Annotated in this window: 25 protein-coding genes; 10 read left to right on the forward strand and 15 right to left on the reverse strand. The window is 63.7% G+C overall.

The window, feature by feature from the left end; all coding sequences use genetic code 11:
- Together EAE28_RS11750 and EAE28_RS11755 are read right to left on the reverse strand one after the other, a co-directional pair.
- Positions 1–879: a CpsD/CapB family tyrosine-protein kinase gene (locus tag EAE28_RS11750; RefSeq protein WP_127106420.1), complete on the reverse strand. Its 879-nt coding sequence runs from the start codon at positions 877–879 to the stop codon at positions 1–3.
- Positions 880–989: 110 nt separating this feature from the next.
- On the reverse strand, positions 990–2,339 hold the full coding sequence (locus tag EAE28_RS11755; RefSeq protein WP_127106422.1) for an oligosaccharide flippase family protein: 1,350 nt from the start codon (positions 2,337–2,339) through the stop codon (positions 990–992).
- Positions 2,340–2,549: 210 nt separating this feature from the next.
- On the opposite strand from EAE28_RS11755, the gene EAE28_RS11760 reads away from it, so the two are divergent.
- Entirely contained in the window at positions 2,550–3,797 is a 1,248-nt protein-coding gene (locus EAE28_RS11760; RefSeq protein ID WP_127106424.1) for a glycosyltransferase, read from the forward strand.
- Here the strand turns inward: EAE28_RS11760 and EAE28_RS11765 are convergent.
- A complete protein-coding gene (locus EAE28_RS11765) occupies positions 3,770–4,594 on the reverse strand; it encodes a glycosyltransferase family 2 protein (RefSeq protein WP_127106426.1) in 825 nt (274 codons plus the stop codon). The genes EAE28_RS11760 and EAE28_RS11765 overlap by 28 nt on opposite strands.
- Entirely contained in the window at positions 4,591–6,288 is a 1,698-nt protein-coding gene (locus EAE28_RS11770) for a hypothetical protein (protein WP_127106428.1), read from the reverse strand. The genes EAE28_RS11765 and EAE28_RS11770 overlap by 4 nt, the downstream gene beginning before the upstream one ends.
- 121 nt (positions 6,289–6,409) lie before the next feature.
- Between EAE28_RS11770 and EAE28_RS11775 the strand changes: the two genes are divergently transcribed.
- A complete protein-coding gene (locus tag EAE28_RS11775) occupies positions 6,410–7,564 on the forward strand; it encodes a glycosyltransferase (protein WP_220443923.1) in 1,155 nt (384 codons plus the stop codon).
- Positions 7,565–7,667: 103 nt separating this feature from the next.
- Here the strand turns inward: EAE28_RS11775 and gph are convergent, their stop codons facing one another.
- The 5 genes from gph to EAE28_RS11800 form a co-directional block, all read right to left on the reverse strand.
- Positions 7,668–8,318: a phosphoglycolate phosphatase gene (gene gph / locus EAE28_RS11780; protein WP_127106432.1), complete on the reverse strand. Its 651-nt coding sequence runs from the start codon at positions 8,316–8,318 to the stop codon at positions 7,668–7,670.
- Positions 8,315–9,556: an MFS transporter gene (locus EAE28_RS11785; protein ID WP_127106434.1), complete on the reverse strand. Its 1,242-nt coding sequence runs from the start codon at positions 9,554–9,556 to the stop codon at positions 8,315–8,317. Before EAE28_RS11785 ends, gph begins: the two co-directional genes overlap by 4 nt.
- Positions 9,557–9,711: 155 nt before the next feature.
- Positions 9,712–10,275 carry a peroxidase-related enzyme gene (locus EAE28_RS11790; protein WP_127106436.1) on the reverse strand — a complete coding sequence of 188 codons (564 nt, stop codon included), beginning with the start codon at positions 10,273–10,275 and terminating at the stop codon, positions 9,712–9,714.
- Entirely contained in the window at positions 10,272–10,961 is a 690-nt protein-coding gene (locus EAE28_RS11795; RefSeq protein WP_127106438.1) for a GNAT family N-acetyltransferase, read from the reverse strand. Before EAE28_RS11795 ends, EAE28_RS11790 begins: the two co-directional genes overlap by 4 nt.
- Positions 10,958–11,683 carry a competence/damage-inducible protein A gene (locus EAE28_RS11800; protein WP_127106440.1) on the reverse strand — a complete coding sequence of 242 codons (726 nt, stop codon included), beginning with the start codon at positions 11,681–11,683 and terminating at the stop codon, positions 10,958–10,960. The genes EAE28_RS11795 and EAE28_RS11800 overlap by 4 nt, the downstream gene beginning before the upstream one ends.
- Before the next feature lie 81 nt (positions 11,684–11,764).
- On the opposite strand from EAE28_RS11800, the gene sfsA reads away from it, so the two are divergent.
- Both sfsA and map read left to right on the forward strand, forming a co-directional pair.
- Positions 11,765–12,454: a DNA/RNA nuclease SfsA gene (gene sfsA / locus EAE28_RS11805; protein ID WP_127106442.1), complete on the forward strand. Its 690-nt coding sequence runs from the start codon at positions 11,765–11,767 to the stop codon at positions 12,452–12,454.
- 62 nt (positions 12,455–12,516) lie between these two features.
- Positions 12,517–13,365, forward strand: a complete 849-nt coding sequence (map, locus tag EAE28_RS11810) for a type I methionyl aminopeptidase (RefSeq protein WP_127106444.1) — start codon at positions 12,517–12,519, stop codon at positions 13,363–13,365.
- 129 nt (positions 13,366–13,494) lie between these two features.
- Here the strand turns inward: map and EAE28_RS11815 are convergent, their stop codons facing one another.
- From EAE28_RS11815 to EAE28_RS11830, 4 genes are all read right to left on the reverse strand, one after another.
- On the reverse strand, positions 13,495–13,806 hold the full coding sequence (locus tag EAE28_RS11815) for an H-NS histone family protein (RefSeq protein ID WP_127106446.1): 312 nt from the start codon (positions 13,804–13,806) through the stop codon (positions 13,495–13,497).
- Positions 13,807–14,276: 470 nt separating this feature from the next.
- On the reverse strand, positions 14,277–14,723 hold the full coding sequence (locus EAE28_RS11820; RefSeq protein WP_127106448.1) for a YaiI/YqxD family protein: 447 nt from the start codon (positions 14,721–14,723) through the stop codon (positions 14,277–14,279).
- A 66-nt stretch (positions 14,724–14,789) separates the two neighbouring features.
- The gene (locus tag EAE28_RS11825) at positions 14,790–15,401 is read right to left on the reverse strand and encodes a hypothetical protein (protein WP_127106450.1); all 612 of its coding nucleotides are present in this window, start codon (positions 15,399–15,401) and stop codon (positions 14,790–14,792) included.
- Between the two features lie 93 nt (positions 15,402–15,494).
- Positions 15,495–16,316, reverse strand: coding sequence for an ABC transporter permease (locus EAE28_RS11830; protein WP_127106452.1), 822 nt, complete (start codon positions 16,314–16,316; stop codon positions 15,495–15,497).
- Positions 16,317–16,427: 111 nt separating this feature from the next.
- On the opposite strand from EAE28_RS11830, the gene cysQ reads away from it, so the two are divergent.
- The 6 genes from cysQ to EAE28_RS11860 all read left to right on the forward strand — a co-directional run bounded on the left by cysQ (position 16,428) and on the right by EAE28_RS11860 (position 23,604).
- Positions 16,428–17,225, forward strand: coding sequence for a 3'(2'),5'-bisphosphate nucleotidase CysQ (gene cysQ, locus EAE28_RS11835; RefSeq protein WP_127106454.1), 798 nt, complete (start codon positions 16,428–16,430; stop codon positions 17,223–17,225).
- A gap of 167 nt (positions 17,226–17,392) precedes the next feature.
- Complete coding sequence (galU, locus tag EAE28_RS11840) at positions 17,393–18,286, forward strand: UTP--glucose-1-phosphate uridylyltransferase GalU (protein WP_127106456.1); 894 nt, start codon at positions 17,393–17,395, stop codon at positions 18,284–18,286.
- Positions 18,287–18,376: 90 nt separating this feature from the next.
- Complete coding sequence (locus EAE28_RS11845; RefSeq protein WP_246022335.1) at positions 18,377–19,420, forward strand: glycosyltransferase family 2 protein; 1,044 nt, start codon at positions 18,377–18,379, stop codon at positions 19,418–19,420.
- Between the two features lie 84 nt (positions 19,421–19,504).
- On the forward strand, positions 19,505–20,515 hold the full coding sequence (locus EAE28_RS11850) for a glycosyltransferase family 2 protein (RefSeq protein ID WP_127106458.1): 1,011 nt from the start codon (positions 19,505–19,507) through the stop codon (positions 20,513–20,515).
- Complete coding sequence (locus tag EAE28_RS11855; protein ID WP_127106460.1) at positions 20,512–22,209, forward strand: DUF5927 domain-containing protein; 1,698 nt, start codon at positions 20,512–20,514, stop codon at positions 22,207–22,209. The genes EAE28_RS11850 and EAE28_RS11855 overlap by 4 nt, the downstream gene beginning before the upstream one ends.
- Before the next feature lie 3 nt (positions 22,210–22,212).
- Positions 22,213–23,604 carry a sulfotransferase family protein gene (locus EAE28_RS11860; RefSeq protein ID WP_127106462.1) on the forward strand — a complete coding sequence of 464 codons (1,392 nt, stop codon included), beginning with the start codon at positions 22,213–22,215 and terminating at the stop codon, positions 23,602–23,604.
- Positions 23,605–23,791: 187 nt separating this feature from the next.
- Here the strand turns inward: EAE28_RS11860 and EAE28_RS11865 are convergent, their stop codons facing one another.
- Together EAE28_RS11865 and EAE28_RS11870 are read right to left on the reverse strand one after the other, a co-directional pair.
- Positions 23,792–24,133 (reverse strand): DUF2853 family protein, encoded by a 342-nt coding sequence (locus EAE28_RS11865; protein ID WP_127106464.1) that lies wholly within the window; start codon positions 24,131–24,133, stop codon positions 23,792–23,794.
- 114 nt (positions 24,134–24,247) lie between these two features.
- On the reverse strand, positions 24,248–25,429 hold the full coding sequence (locus EAE28_RS11870) for a lytic murein transglycosylase (RefSeq protein WP_127106466.1): 1,182 nt from the start codon (positions 25,427–25,429) through the stop codon (positions 24,248–24,250).
- Between the last annotated feature and the right edge of the window lie 123 nt (positions 25,430–25,552).

Genomic DNA, 25,552 nt, shown 5'->3' on the forward strand with positions numbered 1-25,552 from the left:
TCAGCTCCGACGCCGCGCGGCGCGCGGGTCACGATCTTCGGATTTGTTCAGCACGACGCCCAGCAGCGGTACCAGCCCTTCAAGCAGGCGCTCGCTTTCCAGAATATCGGCGGGTGTCGTGCGCAGGCCATCAGCGACCAGCAACACCGCATCCAGCTGTGGCAGCAGCGCGGGGGTGACAGGGTCCGACAGCAGGGGCGGCAGGTCATGGATCACCACATCGGGCGCGACACAGTCGATCATCGCGCGCAGGGCAAGAATGGCCTCTGGTGCCATCATCCGTTCCGATCCCTGCGGCACAGCGGCGCTGTTCAGCGCCACGGCCAGCGACGAGCCGATGCGTTGCAGCTGATCCTCGGGCTCGATGCTGCCAGAAAGCAGAGATTCCAGCGGGCCGGTCGGGCGCAGGCCCAGCAAGTCGTGCAGACCCGGCTCTTCCAGATCGGCGTCGATCAGCAGAACGCGGGCGGTTTCCAGACGGGCGATGCTGGCGGCAAGCCCGGCGGCGACAAAGCTGCGCCCTGCCCCGCGCGACGGCGAGGAAATACCGATGCGCTTCCAGCCCTTGTCGGCGATGACGCGCATCAGTTGTGTGCGCAGCTGGTCCATGGCGGTGCCCGACGCGGTGCCGCGTGCAAAGGACGGGGTTTTGCCTTTGGTGGTCAGGTGATCGACCGAGTCCAGGATCAGCGGCAGGCTGGCCCAGGTATCTTCGACCTCGGCCCGGCGCTGGGCGCTGGGGGATGTGCGGCGGGCGCTGTTGATCCGGCCTTGCAGCATCGGCGCGTGACCGATGGCACGGGTCGGCGGCGTGGGTTCGGCGCCCTCTTCCGTCGAGCGCCAGCCCAGCCGTTGTTCAAGAATACGCGTGTTGACCATAACCAGACCCTTTGAGCGTGCCGAACCGCGCTCGTGCAGCGACCATTTATACCCGTTTTCGACAGAAAGCCTGTCACAAATAGGGCAGAAGCATGGTCATTGTTGCGGGTTTACAGGGTGAAGAGCGTTGCCAGCCGGTCCCCATGTACCACGACCACGACCACCAGAAGCAGCGCCGCAATGCTGGCCATGACTGCATCATGCAGCGGATCCCAGGCCCCGTGTTTGCGTGCCAGCCGCAGTTGCAGCGGGTAACTGAGCAGCGCGGTCGAGGCCATGGCGATGGGCGCGCCCGGCAGGCCGAGCATCGGCACCAGCAGCAAAAGCAGCGCCACCAGAATGACCGCGCGCGTCGCGTTCAGCGCGAAGAACCCGCGCGAGTCGCCCGAGGCCAGCGTGACCTGATCATAGGTCAGCCACAGCATCTGCGGCAGCAGCGCCAGCGACACGATGACCACCACCGCGCCCGAGGTCAGATAGCGCGCGTCATAGAGCAGATCGACGATATACGTCCCGCCCAGAGCCAGCGGCGCGACCCCGGCGACCAGCATGCCCGACAGCATGAACCGGATCCGGCGCAGGCGCAGGAAATTCTCGCGCGATTCACGGGGTGGAGAGGCGCGGTAAAGCGGGATCATCAGCCGCTGCACCAGCAACTGCCCCAGCATCAGCGGGAAGCCGGCCAGAAAGAAACCGATGTTGTAGAGGCCCAGCTCTTCCATCGTCATGAAGCGGCCAAGGATCAGCTTGTCGCTTTGCAGCACGATGAACCCGGCCATGGTGCTGAAGAAGATCCAGCGGCCATAATGGATCAGTTCATGCGCGGATTCGCGGTCCAGATGCAGCCGGTTCGAAATGCCGGGCAGCATGATCCACGACAGCCCGGCGCGGGCCGCAGCCGAGATCACGTTACCCGCAACAAGCGCCCAGATCGATTGCGTCGCCCAGGCCAGCAGTAGCATGGCGACGACGCTGATCACCTGTGCGGTAATTTCCAGAATGGTGACCCGGCCCAGCAGCATGTGACGCGAGGCGCTTTCGGCCCGGGTGGGTTCCAGCGACAGGATCAACAGGCTCGTGGCGGAGACCGGGATCAGGTAGGTCAGCATCGGTTCGTTATAGAACCAGCCCATCGGCCAGGCGAGCGCACAGGCCGCCGCGAACAGGAACCCCGCGCGGATCATGTTCAACGTCCAGGCGGTGTTCAGAAAGGCCGGTTCATCGCCGCGCTTGGACGACTGGATGGCGGGCTGGATGCCCAGATCCGACAGCATGGTCAGGCCGACCAGCAGCACCGTGACCAGCGCCATGGTGCCGAACGCCTCAGGGAACAGCAGGCGTGCCAGGATCAGGTTCGAGCCAAAGCGGATCACTTGCTGTCCACCAAACCCAAGGATGGTGAACATCGAAGACCGCATGATCTTGGCGGTGATACCGGTTCCGGGTTTTCTGGCTGGCATGAGAACGGCGTCGGACACTGAGGGATACTCCGGGTAATTGCAGCGAGAACACCGTCAAAGACAAGGCGCCACATCAATTCGTGTGAAATGAAGGTAAAATACGGCGCGAATGTGGCAGGGTTACTGCCGCGCCAATACCTACAGTGTTTCTTGAATTTGCCCAATTTCGACCCTAGCCCAAAGACCAGTGTTCTTGACCAAGGTGCCCCTGTGAAGATCGGCTACATCCTCAACACCTATCCCGCGCCGTCGCAAAGCTTCATCCGGCGCGAGATGCGGGCGCTTGAGCGGCGCGGCATTGCGGTGCAGCGCTTTGCCATGCGGTCGTTTGACGGGGCTTTGCCGGATCAGTCAGATCAAGAGGAAGCCGCCGCCACGGATTATGTGCTGGCGAAGGGGCTGTTCGCCATGTTGTGGGCGCTGTTCATTGTCGGGCTGCAATCACCGGTGCGCACCTATCAGGCGCTGTTTCTGGCGCTGAAGGCCAGCCGAGGCTCGGAAGCCGGGGTGTTCAAGCACCTGATCTATTTTCTGGAAGCGGCCTATGTCACCCGCCGGCTGGGCGAGTTGCAGGTTGACCGGATGCACGCGCATTTCGGCACCAACGCGACAACCGTTGCGATGCTGGCATCAGAGATGAGCGGCAAGCCGTTCAGTTTCACCGTTCACGGGCCCGAGGAATTCGACAAACCCGCCGCTATCGCCCTGCCGCTCAAGCTGCAGAAGGCGGATTTCACCGTGGCGATCTCGTCTTACGGGCGCAGCCAGCTGTGCCGACTGGTCGATTACCGCTACTGGCCGCGCATCCGCGTGGTGCATTGCGGGATCGAGCCGCAGCATTATGACTCGGCGCGTCCGATGCCGGTCACGCGTCCGGTGACGATGGTGAATATCGGGCGGTTCGTTGAGCAAAAGGGCCAGATCCTGCTGATCGAGGCGATGGCCGAAGTCGCACGCCGGGGTGTCGATGTCCGGCTGGTGCTGGTCGGTGACGGACCGATGCGTCTGCCGCTTGAGCGCGCGATTGCCCATTCGGGCCTTGGCCACCGGGTCGAACTGACCGGCTGGCTGGATGAGGCAGGCGTGCGCCGGGCGATCGATTCCGCGCATGCCTTGGTGCTGCCGTCCTTTGCCGAAGGGCTGCCGATGGTGGTGATGGAGGCGATGGTCTCGGCCCGTCCGGTCATCGCCACCTGGGTCGCCGGGGTGCCGGAACTGATGCAAGAGGGGCGCACCGGCTGGCTGGTTCCCGCAGGCGACGCCATGGCGCTGGCCGAGGCGATCACCGAGCTGGCGACGTCGCCCGACGACAAACTGCGCCGCATGGGTACGACGGGCCGCGCGCGTGTCTTGATGCGGCACAATATTGATACCGAGGCCGGGAAACTGGCGGCGCTGTTCTGTCAGCGCCCACGCACACAGAGCCGTGCTCAGCGCCCGCGCACCCAGCTGGTCTGACGCGACGGGCAAAGTCGCCCGCTCAGCCTGACGATGGCATACACGCCGAACGCCGCCGGGTCGCGCAAGGCGCTGCGGACCAGCCAGCCGAAGCTGGGCTTGGTCTTGCCTTCATTCACCATCAGTCCCGGTTCCATCCCGGCCAGCTCGGCCACGCCCAGATCCTGACGGCGCCGAACCCGGACCAACCGGCAGAACCCCTCAACCAGCGGCCAGTCATAGACGGCGGGAACCTTGATGCGTTCGGCGGGGGTAAAGACGATGCGCACATAGGTATCGTCCGAAATGATCGTCGGAAACGCCCCCCAGCGCGCCCGGCCCGGGGCATTCACGGCATACAGCCCAAAGCCCGGCACGCCGTCGGCGACAAAGGGCAGGCGCATCCAGTACCGCGCATAAGCCCGCGTCACCCACGAGCGCGCGGTGATGTTGGGGCTGCCCGACGCATAGCGCGCGGCGCTGGTGTCCAGCGTCTCGGCGAGCTGTGCCATCAGGGGCGGCGAAACGGTCACATCGGCATCGAGATAGGCGCGCGTCGGATACAGCGCCGCCGCATCGCCCGCGGCCAGCGCACCGGGTTTGCCCATTGCCGGCAGATCCAGCACGTCGATCAGCCAACCCCGTGCGGCGAAAGCCAGCGAATAGGTCCGCGCGCGTGCAGCGGTGTCATCGTTGCAGCCGTTGGCGACGACGACCACCTGCGCGACCTCAGGACCCTCGCTGGCCAGCACGGCGGTCAGGCAGGCGTCGATATAGTCGGCTTCGTTGCAGGCCGGGATCAGGATGGACAGACTCATGGGGCAGTAGCCTCGATCAGCGCGGTCCAACGCGGCGTGTCATCGTCGATATGGCGCAGATGGCCCCAGCTGCCCCAGACCGAGGGCTTACCGATATCGTTAAACGCAACAAACGGCGCGGGCGTCAAGGTGCGCCAACCGGCAATCAGCGTGCGGTACAGCTCGCCCATCTGCGCCGACTGGTTGAGGGCGGTGAAAAACGCGACCAGCTCTTCGTCGCCATGGTCCTGCGGGCGCACCACGACATGCGTGCCGCCCTCATACATCACAAGCGCCATGCCATAGTCCTGCGCCACGGCGACGTGATGGGGCAGCGTGCGGTCCAGCAGATCACGCACCGAGTTTTCCGCATTGCCTGAAACCGAGCCATCCAGCAGCTCTTGCGCGGCCAGATCCAGCGCGGTGTCGAACCGGTGCGCGGCGATGAAGGCATCGCGCGCTTCGCCGGTCAGGCCTTGCGCGTCGGCGTCGGTTTCAGCCGCCGCGCGGCTGTCGCGCAGCCAGCCCTGAACCAGCGGTTGCTTGTCTTCACTGTGCAATTCGCCGCTGAAATAGCCGGTGACGGCCAGCGCGTCGAAGGACTCGCTGGGCGGGCGGTGCGTGGGGTACTCTGCCATGTAGTCCGGCGCGGTGAGCATGTCGTGTTCCAGTCCGAGCCAGGCGGTGAACAGGCCCAGCACCCGCACCCGCCGCTCGGTCGCACCGGCGTAAACCGCGTCGATGATGCCCATCGCCTGCGCCGAGCGGACAGCGCCGTACTGCACCCAGGCCCATTCCCGGTTCCAGCGGGCGCGCGCGCTCTGTTCTGCCCAGTCTGCTTGCGTGAAGGACCAGTTCCAGATCTCGTTCGAGAACTCGAACCAGCCGCGCAGATCGGGGTTCAGCCCGTCGCGTACGGTTTGCGCGAATTGGCGGATATAGGCGTCATCGGCCCGGTGAGGCAGGGTGAACCACGGCTCGGCCCCCGTCTCATTGGCCAGCCGTAGCAGGATCTCCAGCGGGACGCCCCGGCGTGACCAGCTGTAATCGCCCATTTGTGCGCGCTGGTCCCAATGTTCGACGGTGGAATTGTTGGTCAGCATCCAGTCCATGAAGCGCAGGGTCTCAACCCCCTGCAACCGCGCCAGAAAATCGGGATTGAACACCTCACCCGCCGCATGCCGGGCCAGATTGCGTTCGTGCACGATGCTCAGGTTCCGCAGGGTGCCGCGGTTGAATTCGATCAGGACCGAGCCCTGGCCGGGCGTAAACTCGAACGTCGCCGAGTTATCGCCGAAGCGCACGTTCCGCGCGGCGCCGGAGAAGCTGAGATAGGCGCTTCCCTCCCATGTCGCGTGCCATGTCCCGGCGGTCGATGTCATCTCAGCGGGCAGATCCATCAGCACGAAGGTGGAGAGGCGGCGCACGGTGCGCGGAATGGCGATGACCCATCCGTCGTCATCCAGCGCGCCTGCGTCGCGCAGGGCGTCTTCATCCATTCCACCCCATTGTCCGGGCAGATGGCCGACCCACCGCGAGGCATTGTGCATGACGTCGATGAACGGCGCTTCGGTGGACCAGCCTGCGACCTCGGAAAGATTGAGGCCCAGAGCATGGCGCCCGTCGCGGGGTGAAACGTCGATCTGTGCTGCCAAGGGGCTGGCGGCACAGGCGAGAACCGTGAAAAAAACCGCGATCAGGGACGAGAAACGCATTGTCTTGGGCATCCTTGCTCTGCCAAGTATCAAGTTAGGATAGATTTTTCGATACATTCCAGAGTTTTCTGTGGAAATGCTTGGATGAAGGGACGTTGTCGCCTCGATGGCTTCATTGGTAATGCTCTCCCCCGCCCCGATGGTGGAATTGCCTGCGGGTGAAGTGCTGCTCGACGTGAAATTCGTAGAGGGGATGAAGCTGCATTGCCAGCTCTGGCCGGGGCCGGTGCGCTGTGTGATGCGGCGCGGCCACTATCAGATCGACAGCCCGATGCGCTATTCGGTGGCGCAGTTGGGGTTCGATCTGATCGCGCTGGAGGCAGGCGCGCCCGTGCCTGAGCTGCTGCTGGACGAAGCCGCGCTGGTCTATGTGGCGGCCGATGACATGAAGTATCTCGACCTGCCCAAAGCGATGGAAATGCGGCTGGGCAAGCTGGTCTACACCATCGAAGAACCGCTGACCGGCCGGATCAGTCACGCGCTGGCCGCAAGCCCGTCGATGCGGCGGCGGCTGGGGGCAAGTTGGTGGAACATGCGGCGCGAGGGCGCGCTGAAAGCGGCGCTTCGCGCGGCGGACGGGGTGCATTGCGACGGCTATCCGGCGCATGACAGCTACAAACGCCTGAACCCGCGCGCGCTGCGGTATCTGGATAACCGGATGCGCGCGCCGATGATCGCCCGCCTCGAGGACCAGAGGATCCGTGCCGATATTCAGCGCCGGGGCGATCCGCTGCGGCTGGCGTGGTATGGGCATATGGGCCGGACGTCGGGCGTGGAAGACCTGCTGCCGATGGCGCATCTGCTCAAGACCCGCGGGGTGCCGTTCAAGCTGGAGCTGTTCGGCGCCGGGCCGCTGGAGACCCGGTTGCGCGACGGGATCGCCGGGCTGGGGCTGGGTGAGTCCATGTCGGTGCAGCCGATGGGGCCGTTTGATCCGGTGCTGGTGCCGCATCTGCGCACGGGCGCGGATCTGTTCCTTGCACCGATCCGGCTGTCGATGCCGCAAAGCGCCTATGTCGAGGCGCTGGGCTGCGGGTTGCCGATCCTTGGCTATGGCAACCGGATGTGGAAACGGATGCAGGGCGAATCCAACGCGGGCTGGGTGGTGCGCAAGAGCCCGGCGGCGCTGGCGCGGGCGGTCGAGCGGCTGCACGGGGATCGTGAGGCGGTGATCGAGGCCTCGACCCGGGGCGTGGAGTTTGCGCGTGCGAATGCGTTTGAGACGGTGTTTTCCCGCCGGATGAACGATCTGCGCGAGATTGCTGGCGTGGAGTGAGTGGCGGCGCTCAGGCCCATCGAGGGCCTTCGCGCCGCGCAGGGGGCGCTGCCCCCTACGGCCTGACGGCCTACCCCCGGGATATTTGAGGACAGATGATGGGTCAGCGGGCCAGTCGTTGGGCGATGGCGGGGAGCGCTGACCAGTCGTCAAAGGCCTCAGCGTGCGGGATCTGGTCGATCGGGGATTTGCGGTAGCCAAGGGTATAGAGCGCGAAGGGGACGCGCGCGGCCTGTGCGGTGCGGGCGTCGACCTCGCTGTCGCCGACATAGACCAACGGGCTGTCGTCCAGCGCCTGCATGGCGGCGAGAAGCGGTGCGGGATCGGGTTTGGTCACCGGCAGGCTGTCTCCGGCGATGACCACCTCGAACATGTCGGACCAGCCGAAATGCGCCAGAACCGCCAGCGCCGGGCGCAGAGGTTTGTTGGTGCACAGACCCAGTTGCCAGCCCTGCGCCTTGAGCGTGGCCAGTGCGGTTTCGACGCCGGGGTAGACGGTGCTGAAATCATGCGCGATCTCGTATTCCGCAGCGAAGCGGGCGCGCATGCGTTCGGTCCGGGCGGGGTCGTTGGTACCGGCGGCGGCGCGTTCCAGACGGTCGACAAAGACCTTGGCCCCGTGACCGACAAAGCCCTGAGCCTGCTTGGGCGTTACCGGCGGCAGGCCTTCGGCCGCCAGCGTCCGGTTGCCGGCGGCGTGGATGTCGAGGGCGGAATCGACCAGCGTGCCGTCGAGGTCAAAGATCGCCCTCATGCCGGGGCCATCAGGTTGAGCGCGCGTTCGCGGATCGGCAGATGCACCAGCGCCGAGAGCGCGCCGACAGCGATGCCGACCCACCAGACCAGCGTGTAATCGCCGTAAACGTCATAGAGCGCGCCGCCCAGCCAGACGCCCAGAAAGCTGCCGATCTGGTGGCTGAGGAACACCAGCCCATAGAGCGTGCCCATGTAGCGCAACCCGTAAATATGCGCGACCAGCCCCGAGGTCAGCGGCACCGTGGCAAGCCACAGCGAGCCCATGGCGACCGAGAACAACAGCACCGAGGTCGGCGTGATCGGCATCAGGATAAACGTCGCGCCGATGATGGTGCGGGCGGTATAGATCCCGGCCAGCAGGTATTTCTTGCTGAACCGTTTGCCCGCCCAGGCGGCGGCCAGCGTGCCGCCGATATTGGCCAGACCGATCACCGAGATCGCCACCGCGCCCAGTGCCGAGGTGGTGCTGATCCCCAGCGCCGCCAGCATCCCGTCGGGCGCGGGGGTGCCGCACATCTCGGTTACCATGGCGGGGAAGTGGGCGGTGATGAAGCCCAGTTGATAGCCGCAGGAAAAGAAGCCGATGGCGATGAGCGAGAAGGACGGATCGCGGAACGCCTGTTTCAGCGCCTGACCCAGCGATTGCTCAAGCTCGGCGCGGCTGGCCATCTTTTCCGAGCGCATCATCGGCAGGGCAAAGAGCGACAGCAGGATCACCCCGGCGAAGATGATGAAAACGGTCTGCCACGGGAAATGCCCCAGCAGGATCTCGGCAATCGGTGCGCCGATGACCTGCCCCGCGGACCCGGCGGCGGTGGCAATGCCCAGCGCCATCGAGCGGTTCTCGTCCGAGGCTGCGCGCCCTACAACGGCGAGGATCACGCCAAAGCCGGTGCCCGCGATGCCGAACCCGACGAGGAACTCCAGAAGCTGCATCGTCCCGGGCGTGACGGCAAAGGACGACAGCACCAGACCGGCAGCATAGAACAAGGCCCCCAGGATGATCGCCTTGCGGTCGCCGAAGCGCTCGGCAAACGCGCCAAACAGCGGCTGGCCGATGCCCCAGGCAAGGTTCTGGATGGCGATGGCCAGCGAGAATTCGGACCGGGGCCAGCCGAATTCGCTGGCGATGGGGATCTGGAAGACGCCGAACGAGGCGCGGGCGGCGAAGCCGATCAGAATGATGATACAGCCGCCGATCAGGACGGGGGTGATGAGAGGGGCCTTGGTCGTCATGGGTCTGTCCTGAGCTGCGGGCGTCGGGGGCCCCGGCCCCCGTGCAAAGCGGCGCATCAGGTCGGGGATTGCTCCCGCCACGATGCGCCGCCGCTTAACCTGTTCAACTTTTCGTCAGGGTCAAGCCCCCCAAGTCGCGCTGACCCTTCGCGCGATCAGCGTGACTGTGCGTGATACTCTTCGTTCGGCTCCATGCCGATGGCCGAGGCGACGCGGTTGGACATGTTGAAGAACCCGACAATCGCTGCGATATCAAAGATATCGCGGTCGCTGAACCCCTGGGCGCGCAGCGCCTCGCGGTCGGCTTCGACGATCTCGGACGACGTCTTGGTCGCTTTCTCGGAAAACGCCAGCATCGCCTTTTGCCGCTCGTCGATCTTGGCCACGCGCCAGTTCATCACCAGCGCCTCACCCAGCGCCGGGTTGCCCGACAGCTGGCGCACGGCAGCGCCATGGGCGACCTGACAATACCAGCAGCGGTTGGTGGATGAGACGACGACCGCGATCATCTCGCGTTCCAGCTTGGTCAGGCCGGAATCGGCCAGCATCAGGTCGTTGTACATCGCCGTGAAGGCGTTGAGCTTGGCGATATCGAAGGCATGCGCCTGCACCACGTTCGGGACCATGCCCAGCTTTTCGACGCAGATGTCGAAATAGCGTTGAGTCGCCTCGGGAAGCGGATCGACGGGCGGCAGATCGAGAGCGGTAATTCGGCTCATGGTTGTTTCTCCCTGTAATGATACGCGTCAACTTCCTGCATGCCGAGTCGCGTGTAAAGAGCGCGCGCGCTGGCATTGGCGCGGGTGACGGCCAGCGCAAAGGTCGTCGCGCCGTGGCGTTGCGCCCAATCGGCCATGCCGCGCACCATGTACTGCGCGACGCCCTTGCGGCGGAAATCCGGGTCAACATGCAGGGCATGCAACATCGCGATGCCCTGATGGATCGCCAGAAAGCCGACGCCGGCGGCGCGGTCCTGAAACCGGGCGATGAAGCTCATCTTGGGATCGCAGGCGCGTTCCATCACGGCGATACGCTCGGGGCCGACATGGCCCTCGGCCCAGATATGGCGCTGGATCGCCAGCAGCGGCCAGATCGTCGGTAGTGAGACCGGGCGCGGCGTTTCGGCGACGAGTTCGACGGGCGCAGTCATCAGCAGTGTAGGGTCAACGACGCGGTAGCCGCGCTTTTCCAGCGCGGCATCCAGCGCGTCCTGATTGGCGCGCAGCTGGAACAGCGGCTGCTCTCCCAGCGCGTCAAGCGCGGCCTCGCTGAACGCGCCTTCCAGCACCGCCGCGCTGACGCGCTTGCCGCCGCCTGCCCCGTTGCGCAGGCGGAACGGGCCAGGCGTCTGGCTGGAGAGCGGCGGCCATGTCGCTTCGAGCGCGGCGAAGAGGGCGTCGCTCATGCCTGCGCCACCAGACGCGACAGCGCCACCACGGCAGCGTCGATCTGCGCCGCGTCGGTGCCGCGCACGACCAGTTGCGTGCCATGCGCGCCGTTGCGCTGATAGGGGTACGAGCCAAAGCTCAGGTCGGGGTATTGTTGCGACAGTTCCTTGAGCGGCTGGGCAATCTCGCCTTCACCGCGCTTGACGTCGATCATCTGGCTGAGCAGCGGGTCGCCGCCGGTAAGCGTGGGCAGCACGCTGGCCACCATCGCTTCAAAGATCGCGGGGACTCCGGCCATGACATGCACGTTGCCCAGGATGAAACCGGGGGCCGAGGACACCGGGTTGTCGATCAGCGTGGCCCCGTCGGGGATGCGGGCCATGCGCAGGCGGGCTTCGTTCAGCTCAAGCCCGGTGCGCTGGTAATGCGCTTCAAGGATCGCGCGGGCATCGGCGCGCACGTCAATCGGCGCGCCAAAGGCCGCCGCTACCGCATCGGCGGTGATGTCGTCATGCGTCGGCCCGATCCCGCCCGAGGTGAAAACGTGGTCATAGGCACCCCGCAGTGCGTTCACCGCAGCGACGATGGCGCCCTGATCATCGGCCACCACGCGGGCCTCCTGCAGCCGGATGCCGCGCGCGGTCAGTGCCTGCGCCAGATGGTTGGTGTTGGTGTCGCGGGTGCGGCCGGACAGGATCTCGTCCCCGATGACGAGCATGGCGGCGGTGGGATTGGGCATGGAGACCTCTTGTGCTTTGGCGCGACGTTAGCGCGCTTTTGCGGCGTTTCCAATCGCGGGCGCGGGCGCTAAGGCTTGGGGATGGAATTTGCCCGCCCCCTGCTCCGCACTACGTTGCTGTGCCGTTACAAACGCTTCCTTGCTGACATGGAATTCGACGGCACAGAGATCACCGCGCATTGCGCCAATCCCGGTTCGATGATGGGGATGGCGGAACCGGGGATGACCTGCTGGATCAGCGGCAATGACGATCCCAAGCGCAAACTGCGCTGGTCGTGGGTGCTGGTGGAAACCGGGACCGGCACGGCGGTGGTGGATACCGGCATGGCCAACCGGCTGGTGGCCGAGGCGCTGAAGGCCGGGTTTCTGAACGCGGGTGACTTCCGGGCCGAGGTGAAGATCAGCGACCATACGCGGGTGGATTTCGTGCTGGGCGACGGCACGCTGCTTGAGGTCAAAAGCGTCACGCTGGCCCGCGATGGCTGGGGCGAGTTCCCCGACAGCGTCACCGCGCGCGGCACCAAGCACCTGCGTGAGCTGACGGCAGCGGCGCAGGCCGGGCGACCGGCGGCGATGCTCTATCTGCTGGCGCGCGATGATGTCGACCGGGTGCGGATCGCGGCGGACATCGACCCGACCTATGCGGCGGCCTTTGATGCGGCGCGCGCGGCCGGGGTGCAGATGCTGGCGCTGGGCACGCAGATCACACCGCAGGGCGTGCGCACCACGTTGCCCGTGTTGGTTGTTCCCTCGCCGCAGGCGCGGATTTAGCCGGATCTGGCCTTTTCGCCGATTCGTCCCTATTTAGAGACCAGAAAAAAAGAGGTCAGACCGTGTACGAAAAGAAAGGGACCGTCACCCGCGAGGGGATCCGCATCCACGAGGCCGAAGATTTCGCCGGGATGCAGCGGGCCGGGCAGCTGGCCGCGAAGATCCTTGACGACATTGCGCCGCATGTCGCGCCGGGCCAGACGACAGGAGAGCTGGATCGCCTGATCGAGGAATGGGTCAACGCCAATGGCGCGACCTCGGCGACGATCGGCTATCGCGGGTACAAGCACGCCAGCTGCATCAGCCTGAACCATGTCGTCTGCCACGGTATACCCGGCAGCCCGGTGCCCACCGGGCGCACCGAGAAGAAGCGGCTGGATGACGAGATCCGCGACGGCGATATTCTGAACATCGACGTGACGGTGATCGTGGATGGCTGGTTTGGTGACTCGTCGCGCATGTATATTGCGGGCAAGCCGAAGCCCTTTGCGATGCGGCTGATCGAGGTCACGCACGACTCGCTGATGAAGGGGATCGAGGCGGTCAAGCCCGGCAACACCTTTGGCGATATCGGCTATGCGATTCAAAGCTATGTCGAAGCGCAACGCATGTCGGTGGTCCGTGATTTTTGCGGGCACGGCTTGGGCCGCGTTTTCCACGCGCCGCCCAATGTGTTGCATTACGGGCGTCCCGGGCGTGAGGCGGTGCTGGAAGAGGGGATGTTCTTTACCATCGAGCCCATGGTCAATCTGGGGCGGGCCGAGACCAAGGTTCTGGCTGACGATTGGACGGCGATCACCCGCGACAAATCCCTGTCCGCGCAGTTCGAGCATTCGGTGGGCGTTACTGCCACGGGTTGTGAAATATTTACGCTTTCACCCGGCAACAAGTTTCATCCCACCTGGAGTTGAAAAAACGGCGGCCCAACGGCCGCCGTTTCTGCTTCTGGTCTAAAGACAGAATTCAAACTATGTCTTATTACATCTTTTTCCAGATCTGACTTAATAAAGCCGTAGGCTCGGCTTTGTTGATCACGACTCTCAGATCGCCATGTCTTCCAGCGATTTACCCTCAGCCAGCGCGGCTTCGATCCAGCGCGGGCGGCGGCCACGACCGGTCCAAGTCTGGCTATCGTCTGCCGGGTTGGCGTATTTCGGCACGGCAGCCTTGCGCGTACGTTTGGAAGTCAGTTCAGACAGATCCGACGGGGACAGGCCGCGTTCTTTGGCAAAAGCCTCAACTTCGGCCAGCGCCTTTTTCCGTTCGCGATCTTTGAATTCGGTGATCGCCGCGTCGACGTCTTTCTGAAGTTGCTTGAGCTCCTTCAGCGACAGGCTTTCCAGATCGTTCATGTGTCGTCCTGCTTTATTAAGGTGATTCGCATCATTCTGGTTTGCACGTTCCTCTTTTTCTCGTCAAATGCAAAATGCAAACATCAGTTTTCCTTATTACGGTCACTGCGCCGGAAAGCGGGCAAAACAGACGGCTCTGATCCTTGTGCTTAATCCCTGATCACTGGGGTTGAGCATTCGTCAGATGTCGTACGAAAAGGTTAAGCCTGGGCGGTTTGGGGAGTGATTTACAACGAATTCGTTGAATGAGGCGCTGAAAACACGCTTGTTAGCGCGCAAACTCGCACGGACAACGGCTTGTCCGTTATAGCGATATGCCGAATGCCTGGGGCGAGCAGGGAACTGCGAAAGGCGGTTTCATTTACGCTGGCGAGAAATTGCCGATCTCGTCTGAGCAGGTGCCGTAAATGTGAACATAACGAGCGCAGGCGCTTGCGCTCTTTCGTACATTAGTGAAGCAACGGCTCGTTTTACTTGCGATTCACCAGCAGACGGTCAAGCGCCTGCGAAAAGCGTGAACGATCGCGCGGGCCGAAAACCTTGCCCGAGCCCTGGCGAAACGGATCCGCGGCCCGCAGATCGGCGGCAAGGTCGCGCATGGCCAGAATCTGACCGATATTGACCGGCGTCAGCTCACTGCCATCGTGCTTGAGCACGGCGGCCCCGGCCTCGAGACAGCGGGCCGCCAAAGGGATATCGCCCGTCACCGCCACATCGCCGGGCACGCAGGCGGCGGCGATCCATTTGTCAGCCTCGTCCGCGCCCTGATCGACATAGACCATCCGCACCAGCGGGTGATTGACCGGACGGATGCCGCCATTCGACACAAAGACAACGTTGGCGCCGTGGCGCAGCGCGACTTTCAGGGCCTCTTCCCGCACCGGGCAGGCGTCGGCGTCGATATAGAGCGTGGGCATGGGCACCTTTGGCTTGATCGGGGGTATGTGGCCCGGCTGGACAGCAAGTGCAAGCCGGGCCCGGGGTCAATGCGCCAGCGTGCAGCAACCCGACAGCGCCGAGGTCTGGCCGCGGAAATAGACCTGTGTCTCAAGCCCGTAAAGATAGTCGCTCATCCCGTCGGAGCACACGCCATTGCGGATCACCGCCATGCCGGTACGTCCGCCGGTAAAGGGCACGGCCAGTGTCGGTGGTGCGAAGGTGGTGGGCAGGGCCGGTGCATCCGTGGTCAGCGTGGTGTTGGTGCCATCCGCCAGACTTTGATACGCGCCGCCATTTGTCGGCAGATACAGATGCAGCGTCCAGAACGGCTCGGTCCCCGAGCAGGTCAACGATTGCTGGCCGTCACGCCAGCTGTCTGAGCGCTCGGCGGTGAGATAGCGCATCGAGGTCCAGCCAACGGCCTCATTGGTGCGCACCAGACCCCAGTTTCGGTCTTCGGACAGGCCGATCACCTCGATCCCGACCTGCGTGCGGGTGAACTGGCCGACGATATTGGACCGGGCGCTGGCCTCGGCGCGGATGTTGAGAACATCGCCGGCCGAGACATTGGTGACACGAAACAGCGCGGGGAAATCCTGCGCCATGGCCGCGTGCGAGAGGAAAACAGCGATAAATAGTGAAATGAAACGGATCATGAAAAGCCTCCTTGTCGCCCAAGGATAGCAAATATTCCAGCGGTGTGCTGAGTTTGCGTGCGGCGCGCCTTCACAGTCGCGCCAACGACCCGTTCAATGCTTGGCGCTCCAACTGATCGACGCGCGGCGGCGGGTGTAAAACTCGCCCATCAGCCCGATCAGCAAGGCGGCAAAGGTGATCGCCACCGGATAGACCACATTCGTGTAATGCGGGTTATAGTTCAGGAACGCGAAGCCGCGCGCCTGATCAATCGTGTGGAACAGCGGGTTCCAGGTGAAATAGGGCAGCATGAAACCGGGCAGCGAATTGGCGACGAACATCTTGCCCGAGGCGAACATGTTCACCCGCGAATAGACCTGTGACAGCAGGCCGATGGTTTTGGGCGACCATGGTTTCGCTGCCAGAAAGATCATGCCGATCGCCACGCCTGAGAACCAGCTGAGCAACATCATCAGCAGCGTGCCCAGCACATCATAGATCACCAGCGGCTGCCACGCGGCGTGGTAGAGAAACAGCACCACGGTCATCGACAGGATCTGCACATAAAGCTCACCCAGCGCGGCGGCGCCAATCGACACGATGGTATTCATCGGCGCGTGTTTCATCATCGCCGAGGTTGGCCCCTCAGATCCGACAACCGCGCCCATCGCCTTGACGTGACACATGAACAGGAACACGCCGGTCATCAGGTACAGCAGGAAATCGCCCCGGATGCCCGCGCTGGTTCGCCCCATGAAAAAGAACATGAGGTAAAAGACACCGACCAGCATCAGCGTCTGCACGATGTTCAGCAACAGGCCCATCAGCGCGTTGCCATGCGCGTTGCGCACCGACCGGACCGCCGAGTGATAAATCAGCTCAAGAATGGTGAAGGCCGAAGCCAGTCCCGAGTCCTGACTGCGATTACTGAGCATCGGCGCGATTCCTTGCCGGTTTAAGGGTGGGTAAGCTTGCACCCCAGGCTGTGGCAAGGATAAGGCGAAAGGCGAACCCGATCAACTCGGCCCCCCAGAAAGAGCGATTTCATGTCCGCAGATTTGCATCAACAGATTGAGACCATTTTTCGCGCCATCGCGCTCAAGGCTGGGGACGTCATCATGGAGGTCTATGCCCGCCCCGACTTCGAGGCGCGTGCCAAGTCTGACAACTCGCCGGTGACCGAAGCCGACGAAGCCGCCGATGTGCTGATTCGTGCCGAGCTGGCCAAGGCATTTCCGGGTGTGCCGGTGGTGACAGAAGAGCTGTCTGAATCGCACGCCATTCAGGCGGACCGCTTTATCATCGTCGATCCGCTGGATGGGACCAAGGAATTCGTCCAGCGTCGCGGTGATTTCACCGTCAACATCGCGCTGGTGGAAAACGGCGTGCCGGTGCGCGGCGTGGTCTATGCACCGGCCAAAGACCGGCTGTTCTATACGCGCGCCGATGGCTCAAGCGTGGAAGAGGCCGCGCCCTTTGGTGAAACACCCGGCGTCGTGACCCCGATTCAGGTGTCAAAGCCCGACAATGACGCGCTTTTGGTCGTGGCGTCGAAATCGCACCGCGATGCGGCAACCGACGACTACATTAACCGCTATACCGTCAAGGACGCCAAAAGCGCGGGATCGTCGCTGAAATTCTGTCTGGTCGCCACGGGAGAGGCGGACTTCTATCCGCGTCTGGGCCGCACGATGGAATGGGACACGGCAGCAGGGCATGCTGTCGTGTTGGGCGCAGGCGGTATCGTGCTGCGCTTCGATGACCATTCGCCCCTGACCTATGGCAAAGCGGGCTATGAGAACCCGTTCTTTCTGGTCCTCTCGCCCGGGGTGATTCTGCGCTGAGGTGTCGATTCCCGGCTGATCCACGCTGCAAAGCGGCATTGGCCGGGAATCGTCCTTAATTCACCAATAATTCCACAATTTCGGGCCACAAACGCGCCCAGTTTCACCGGCATCAAGTGTCTGTGGGCGGCAGAAGCACCGCCAAGGACAGCAAGGTGGAACCTCAGATGCGCAACAAAGTTACCAAAGCCGTTTTCCCCGTAGCCGGCATGGGCACCCGTTTCCTGCCCGCGACCAAGGCCGTTCCGAAAGAGATCATGACGCTGGTTGACCGGCCGCTGATCCAATACGCGATCGACGAGGCACGCGAAGCCGGGATTACCGAATTCATCTTTGTGACTTCGCGCGGCAAAGGCGCACTTGAGGACTACTTTGACCGTGCCCCCGAGCTGGAAGCCTCGCTGCGCGCCAAGGGCAAGACCGACCTTCTGGAAATCCTGAACGCTACCAACATGGACAGCGGCGCGCTGGCCTATGTCCGCCAGAACCAGGCGCTGGGTCTGGGGCACGCCGTCTGGTGCGCCCGTCATCTGATCGGCGACGAGCCTTTCGCCGTGCTGCTGCCTGATGACGTGATCGCCGCCGAGAAGCCCTGCCTCAAGCAGATGGTCGAGGCTTATGCCGAAACCGGCGGCAACATGGTTGCGGCGATGGAAGTGCCGGCTGAAAAGGCCAGCTCGTATGGCGTGCTCGATGTGCCCGCCTCGATCAGCCCGGTTCTGCCGGTCAAGGGCATGGTCGAAAAGCCCGCACCGGGTACCGCGCCGTCCAATCTGGCCGTCATCGGCCGCTATATCCTGTCGCCCGATGTGCTGAAAACGCTCGACGACAAGCAGACGGGTGCCGGGGGTGAGATCCAGCTGACCGACGCGATCGCAAAGCAGATCGAAGCCCACAACAACGTCTATGGCTACCGTTTCCAGGGTCAACGCTATGACTGCGGCTCGAAAGCCGGGTTCCTGCAGGCAACCATCGCTTTCGGTCTGGCCCGTGCTGATCTGCGCGACGAGCTGGAAGACTATATCTACGACATGATGGCGATGCGTCAGGCTGCTGAATAAGCGACTGCGCTGCCTTTGAGATCGCACAGAGGGGGCTTGCTGCCCCCTCTTCGCATTCGCGAATTCACCCCCGCGCGTATTTAAGGCAAGATGAAGCGCAACAGGGGTGTGATGGGCAAGGTTCTCGATCTTTGGACGGCGTATCAATGGCGGCGGCGCAGGCAGCTGCGGCTGGCGCGTGCGCTGCGCAAACGGCGCGAGCTGAGCGCGCTGGTGGACCGCACGGACGCGATCAGGCCGGGGGATGTCCTGGCCTTTACCACGCTGCGGAACGAGGCCGAGAGGCTGCCCTATTTCCTGAGCCACTACCGCGCCTTGGGTGTGCGGCATTTTCTGGTGGTGGATAATGACAGCGACGACGGCAGCCGCGCGCTGCTGGGCGAGCAGCCGGATGTGTCGCTGTGGCACACCAAGGCGAGCTATCGCGACTCGCGTTTCGGGGTGGACTGGCTGCAGGGGCTGTTGATGCGCCATGGCGACGGGCATTGGTGCCTGACCGTCGATGCCGATGAATTGCTGGTCTATCCGCATCATGACACCCGCCCGCTGCCCGCGTTAACCACGTTTCTGGAGGGCGAGGGCGAGCAGGCCTTTGGCGCGCTGATGCTGGATCTGTATCCCAAGGGCCCGCTGGACAGCGTCCGCTACCGGGCAGGCCAAGACCCGGTCGAGGTTCTGGGCTGGTATGACAGCGCCAATTACACCATCGCGCGCAAGCCTGAACTGGGGGCGCTGTGGATACAGGGCGGGCCGCGCGGGCGGATGTTCTTTGCCGAGACGCCTGAGAGGGGGCCGACCTTGACCAAGGTGCCGCTGGTCAAATGGAACTGGCGCTATGTGTATCTGAACTCAACCCACACGCTGCTGCCGCGCCCGCTGAACCGTATCTACGACACCGGCGGCGGCGAGAAATTGTCGGGTGTTTTGCTGCACACAAAATTCCTGCCCGGCATTGGCGCGAAATCGGCTGAGGAAAAGACCCGCCGCCAGCATTTCGGCGAACCGGGCGCGTTTGACAGCTACTACGACGCGCTGATCACCGCGCCGGATCTGTGGACCCCGGCGGCGTCGCGCTATCGCGGCTGGCGACAGCTCGAGGCCGAGGGGCTGATGTCGCGCGGCGGGTGGGGGTGACGCCCGTATGACAAGTTTTCGGTTTGATCCTGATTCGGTCCGGGGTATTCCCATGAAGACAGGCAGTGTTGGGTGGGTAGTTGCGTGGGTTTTCTGACGTCATATCGCCTGCGGCTGATGCGCAAGCGCTGGCAGCTGCGCGCCCGGCTGAAGAAGCGCGAGCTGGCACCGCTCGCTGACCGCACCCACCAATTGCGCAAGACCAGCATTCTGCTGTTCGCCACCCTGCGCAATGAAAAGCCCCGGCTGGCCTATTTCCTGAAGTATTACCGTGAGCTGGGCGTCGAGCATTTTCTGATCGTGGATAATGGCTCGGATGATGGCTCGGCTGAGTATCTGAGTGCGCAGCCCGATGTCTCGGTCTGGCGCACGACGGCCAGCTACAAAGCCTCGCGCTTTGGCATGGACTGGATGAATGCCCTGCTGCGCCGGTATGCGCACGGGCGCTGGGCGCTGGTGGTCGATGTGGACGAGTTCTTCCTCTATCCGTTCTGCGATACCCGCCCCTTGCGCGCGCTGACCGACTGGCTGGACGACGCCGGACTGCGCAGCTTTGGCACGCTGCTGCTGGACGTCTATCCCAAGGGCCCGGTCAACGAGCAACCCTGCCTTGAAGGGCAGAACCCGCTGGAGATCGCCAGCTGGTTCGACAATGCCAATTACGCGATCACCCGCAACCACCAGTACCGCAACCTATGGATACAGGGCGGACCGCGTGCGCGCGGGTTCTTTGCCGACAAGCCCAAGGCCGCACCCGCGCTCAACAAGATCCCGCTGGTCAAGTGGGACCGCAGTTATGCCTATGTCAGTTCGACCCATATGCTGCTGCCGCGCGGGCTGAACCTGACCTATGACACGCTGGGCGGCGAAAAGGCGTCGGGCTGTTTGCTGCACGCCAAATTTCTGGCGACGCTTACCAGCAAGGCGCGCGAAGAAATGGCGCGGGGTGAGCATTATGCCGACGGTCGCGAATACAAGGCCTATGCCGAGGTTCTTGAGGACGGCACCGATCTGTGGACCAAATGGTCCGAGCGCTTCATCAACTGGCGGCAGCTGGAGATCATGGGTCTGATGTCCAAGGGGAACTGGGCATGAGCGAGAAGCTGGGGTTCATCCTGCTGGCCCATACCGCGCTGGAGCGCGTGGCGCAGGTGGCGCGGTTTGTGGCGCAGGGCGGCAATCCGGTGATGATCCATGTCGATGCCCGCACCCCGGCGAAGGCGTTTCAGGGGCTGCAGACGGCGCTGGCCGATCTGCCCGACGTGCGGTTCAGCAAGCGGCATCGCTGCGAATGGGGCACGTGGTCACTGGTGGCGGCGATGCAGACGGCGTCCGAGCAGATGCTGGCGCAGTTTCCGGGGGTCGAGCGGGTCTATGCGATGTCGGGTGCCTGCCTGCCGCTGCGCCCGGTGAGCGAGCTGGAGGCATGGCTGGACCGCCATCCCGATACGGATTTCATCGAATCGGTGAACGTGGGCGATGTGAACTGGACCAAGGGCGGGCTGTCCAAGGAACGCTTCACCCTGTGGTTCCCCATCGGCTTCAAGCGCAACAAATGGCTGTTCGACCGGCTGGTCGATGGCCAACGCCTGCTGCGGATGAAGCGCGACATTCCCGATAGCATCGTGCCGCATATTGGCTCGCAATGGTGGTGCCTGACGCGCGAGACGCTGAACGCGATCCTGACCGATCCGATGCGCGGGCCGTATGACCGCTATTTCAAGCGCGTCTGGATCCCTGACGAAAGCTATTTCCAGTCCCTCGTGCGCCTGCACGCCCGCCGGATTGAAAGCCGCACGTTGACGCTGGGCAAGTTCGACCATCAGGGCAAGCCGCATGTGTTCTATGACGACCATTTGCAGCTGCTGCGGCGCTCGGACTGCTTCATGGCGCGCAAGATCTGGGTGGGCTCGGACCGGTTGTATCAGCATTTCCTTGCCCCGCGTGAGGCCGCCCCGTCTGACGCCGAACCGCAACCCAGCCGCATTGACCGCCATTTCGCCCGCGCCACCGCGCAGCGGGTTCGCGGGCGCGCCGGGCTTTACATGGCCAGCCGCTTTCCAGTTAAAAACCGTGAGAACGGCAAGACGGCCGAGCCCTATTCGGTGTTTCAGGGCTTTACCGAGGTATTTCAGGACTTTGAGGGCTGGCTGGCCGCCGTCGCCAATTGCCGCGTGCACGGCCACCTCTTCGCTCCGCGCAAGGTCGAGTTCGCCGGGCGGGAGCGGGTGTTTACCGGCGGCCTCAGCGACAGTGCGACCCTGCGCGACTATAACCCGCGCGCCTTTCTGACCAACCTTCTGTGGTCCACGCGCGGCGAGCGGCAGTGCTTTCAGTTCGGCCCCGACGATACGCAGGGCAAGGATTTTGACCTGCTGCGCTTCATGGCGACCGATTCCAACGCGCAGATCTCGGTGATTTCGGGCGCCTGGGCGGTGCCGCTCTACCGCTCGGGCGGCGATTTCGCTCAAGTACGGCGCGAGGCGGCGCGGCTACAGCGGATCGAGACCGCGATGCTGGACGTGCTGCAAAGCCCGCAGACCCGCGCGCGCATCCGCATCTGGACGATGGCCGAGTTTCTGGAAAACCCCGCCGAGCCGCTGCACATGCTGTTCGACGAAATCGCCCCGCATTCGCAGGCGCGGCTGATCCGCATCCCCGATATGGTGGATCTGGGCGGTTTCGGCAGCTTCCTGCAGGAATTGCGCAATCAGGGCATGCAGCCGGTGCTGATGGGGGATTTCCCGCAGATGCCCGTCTTTCCCGACCCCTCGCACCGGATGAAATAACCCATGGCGTTCGAGTATTTTGTTGTTTTGGCCGAGATGCGGACCGGGTCCAACCTGTTGGAATCCAACCTCAATGCTTTTGAGGGGATCGAGTGCCACGGTGAGCTGTTCAATCCGTTCTTTATCAATCAGCCGGGCACCGACAGTTTCAAAGGCATCAGCTTTGCCGAGCGCGAGATAGACCCCTGGCCGCTGATGATGGCCGTGCGCGCGGGCGGGGGGCGGATGGTCGGCTTCCGGCTTTTTCACGACCACGACGGGCGGATCTGGGATCATGTGCTGGCCGATCCGGCCTGCGCCAAGATCGTCCTGACGCGCAACCCGCTGGACAGCTATGTCTCGCGCAAGATCGCGGCGGCGACGAACCAGTGGAAACTGGGCGATGTGAAGCACCGCAAACAGACGCAGGTGACCTTTGACGCCAGCGATTTCGAGCAACATCTGTCCCGCGTGCAGGGCACCCAGATCGAGATTCTGAACCGGCTGCAAACCACCGGGCAGAGCGCCTTCTATATTGGCTACGATGATGCCAATGATCTGAGCGTTCTCAACGGCTTGGCGCGCTGGCTGGGCGTGCCGTCGGTGATCGCCGAACTGCCGCGCGCGCTGAAAAAGCAAAACCCCGAGCCGCTGGACCAGAAGCTGATCAACCCGCAGGCGGTGGCGCAGGCGATGGCGCGGATTGATCGGTTCGACCTGACCCGCACGCCCAATTTCGAAGTGCGGCGCGGCCCGACGCTGCCCGCGATCCACGCAGGCGCGCAGGTGCCGTTGTTGTTCCTGCCGCTGCGCGGCGCGCCCGAGGCCTCGGTGATCGACTGGATGGCGGCGCTTGACGGCGTGCAGCCGGGTGCTCTGCCGCGCGATTTCGATGAGGGGCGGCTGGACCAGTGGCGCCGCGCGCATCCGGGTTTTCGCAGCTTCACCGTGCTGCGCCACCCGCTCAAACGCGCCTATTGGGTGTTTCAGCGCAAGGTGCTGACCGGCGACTTCACCGCCGTGCGCGAGCATATGGCACGCCTGTTCGGGGCGTCACTGGAGGGGGGCTCGCTGTCGCTGGACGAACAACGCGCTGCGTTCAAGGCGTTCCTGCGGTTCTGTGCGGCGTCGGTTTCGGGCCAGACCGGGCTGCAACCCTGGCCGATGTGGGCCAGTCAGGCGGCGCTGCTGGACGGCTACACCAAGGTCATCACCCCCGACCTGATCCTGCGCGAAGAAGAGCTGGCCGAGGATCTGACCACCCTCGCCCGCCGTCTGGGCCGCCCTGCGCCAGAGTTGGGATCCGAGAGTGAGCCGGGCCTGCCGCTTGCTGCAATCATCGACGAAGAGATCACCGATCTGGTGCGTATCGCCTATCGGCGGGATTATGACGCCTTCGGCTTCGCGGATCTGTAAGGGGGAAATCAATGGGGGGCTCCAGTCGCCCGGAACCCCCCATCTCCCACGTGCCCTTCGCACCACACGTGAACCTGGATATGTCCCGGACCATCCTGGTCCATGAAACCACCCTGACACGGCGCGGTGCGCTTGGCAAAGATTTAGCCCACCGCATTTAGCTCAAATGCGACGGGCCAAGGTCAGGTCAGGCGTAAGCGGCTTCCTTGCCGAAATGCTTGCACAGCATGTAATACACCACCGCGCGATACTTATTGCGCTCGGATTTGCCATAGGTCTCGATCACCGCTGCGATCGCCTCATCCAGCGCCGGACCCGCGGCCAGACCGAGCTTCTTCATCAGGTACTTTTCCTTGACGGTTTCCAGCTCACCCGGCTGGCTGGCGGCGACGGTCGAGGCGTCGGCGTCATAGATCGACGGGCCACAGCCAATTGTTACCTTGGTGAGCAACGCCATATCCGGCTCCATCCCGCATTTATTGCGCAGGTCATCGGCATATTTGGCAATCAGATCGTCACGGCGTCCCATAGCGTACCTCTCCCCGAGAAATCGTTTATTTCTGTCGTTAAACCATACGGAAACGCCGCGCTTTGTCGCAAGAAGAAAGCGCGGCGGTCGGCGGGTTTGTCACGGGCCGTCGGATCAGAGGCGGCGCAGCAGCTCTGCGGTGGGCCAGCCATCGGCGGGCAGACCCAGCTGGCCCTGCACATCCTGCACCGCCGCGCGGGTGCCAGCCCCCAGAATGCCGTCAATCGCACCGACGTCAAACCCGCGCGCCTGCAGGCGCTGCTGCAGGGTGCGCATGCCGTTCTGGTCCAGACCTTCTTGCGGATTGCCCGCGTCATAGATCGGCGCGCCCTCGATCCTTGTGGCGAAATAGGCGGCGGTCACCACATAGGTGAAGGACTGGTTCCACTCGAACAGCACACGGAAGTTGTCAAAGATCATGAAGGCCGGGCCCCGATGGCCCTGCGGCAGGATCACCGAGGCCGACAGCCGGCCTGAGGGCATCGACACGCCCCGCGCCTGCACGCCCATGCGTTCCCAGTCCGAGACGCTCATCTGCGTGCGCAGCCCGGTGCGGCTCAGGTCCAGATTCGACGGGATCGACACTTCGACCAGCCACGGCTCATTCGGCCGCCAGCCGTGGTGGCGCAGCAGGGCGGCGCCGGTCATCACCGCGTCGGGCATCGAGCCGCGCACGTCCACATGGCCGTTGCCGTCGGCGTCGACGCCCAAAGTCAGAATATCGCGCGGCAGCATCTGCACCATGCCGATTTCCCCGGCCCAGGCGCCCTGCGTCGTCGCCGGGTCCAGATCGCCGCGCCGGTAGAGCTCGGCCATCGCGATCAGCTGCGGACGGAAAAGTTCTGGTCGGCGGCAATCATGTGCCAGCGTGGCCAGCGCGTCGGCGGTGTTGATGTCGCCCTGAAACGCGCCGAAATCGGTCTCGAAGGCCAGAAAGGCCAGCATCACACCGGGGTTGATCCCATAGCTGCGCTGCACTTGCTGGAACAGCGCGCTGCGTTGGGACAGCAGTTGCCGCGCGCGGTCCAGCCGGCTCTGGCTGATCAGCGAGCGCGAAAAATCGATGAACGGGCGCTGAAAGAACCCCTGCGCGCGGTCGCGGCTCAGCACGGTGCTGTTCTGGCGCAACCGGCCAAAGAACTGATCCGCCACCGATGACGGCAATCCGCCGCGTACGGCTTCTTGTTTCACGCCGTCGATAAAACCGGACCAGCTGCCACCGCAGCTGGCCTGTGCTTGTGCGGCGACGGGGGAAAGGCAAAGGGCGGTAACGGCAGCGGCAAGAAATCGGCGCATGAAAACTCCTGTCAAATGTTAACCGAATCTACCAACAAACGCCGCCCGCGTCCAAGGGTGCCGCGGCCTGCCCGGTAACATCTTCACGCGGGACGCAGGTCACATCATCTGTCCGGAAATATC

The sequence above is a fragment of the Pararhodobacter zhoushanensis genome (assembly GCF_003990445.1).
In the GTDB taxonomy this organism is placed as follows: Bacteria; Pseudomonadota; Alphaproteobacteria; order Rhodobacterales; family Rhodobacteraceae; genus Pararhodobacter; species Pararhodobacter zhoushanensis.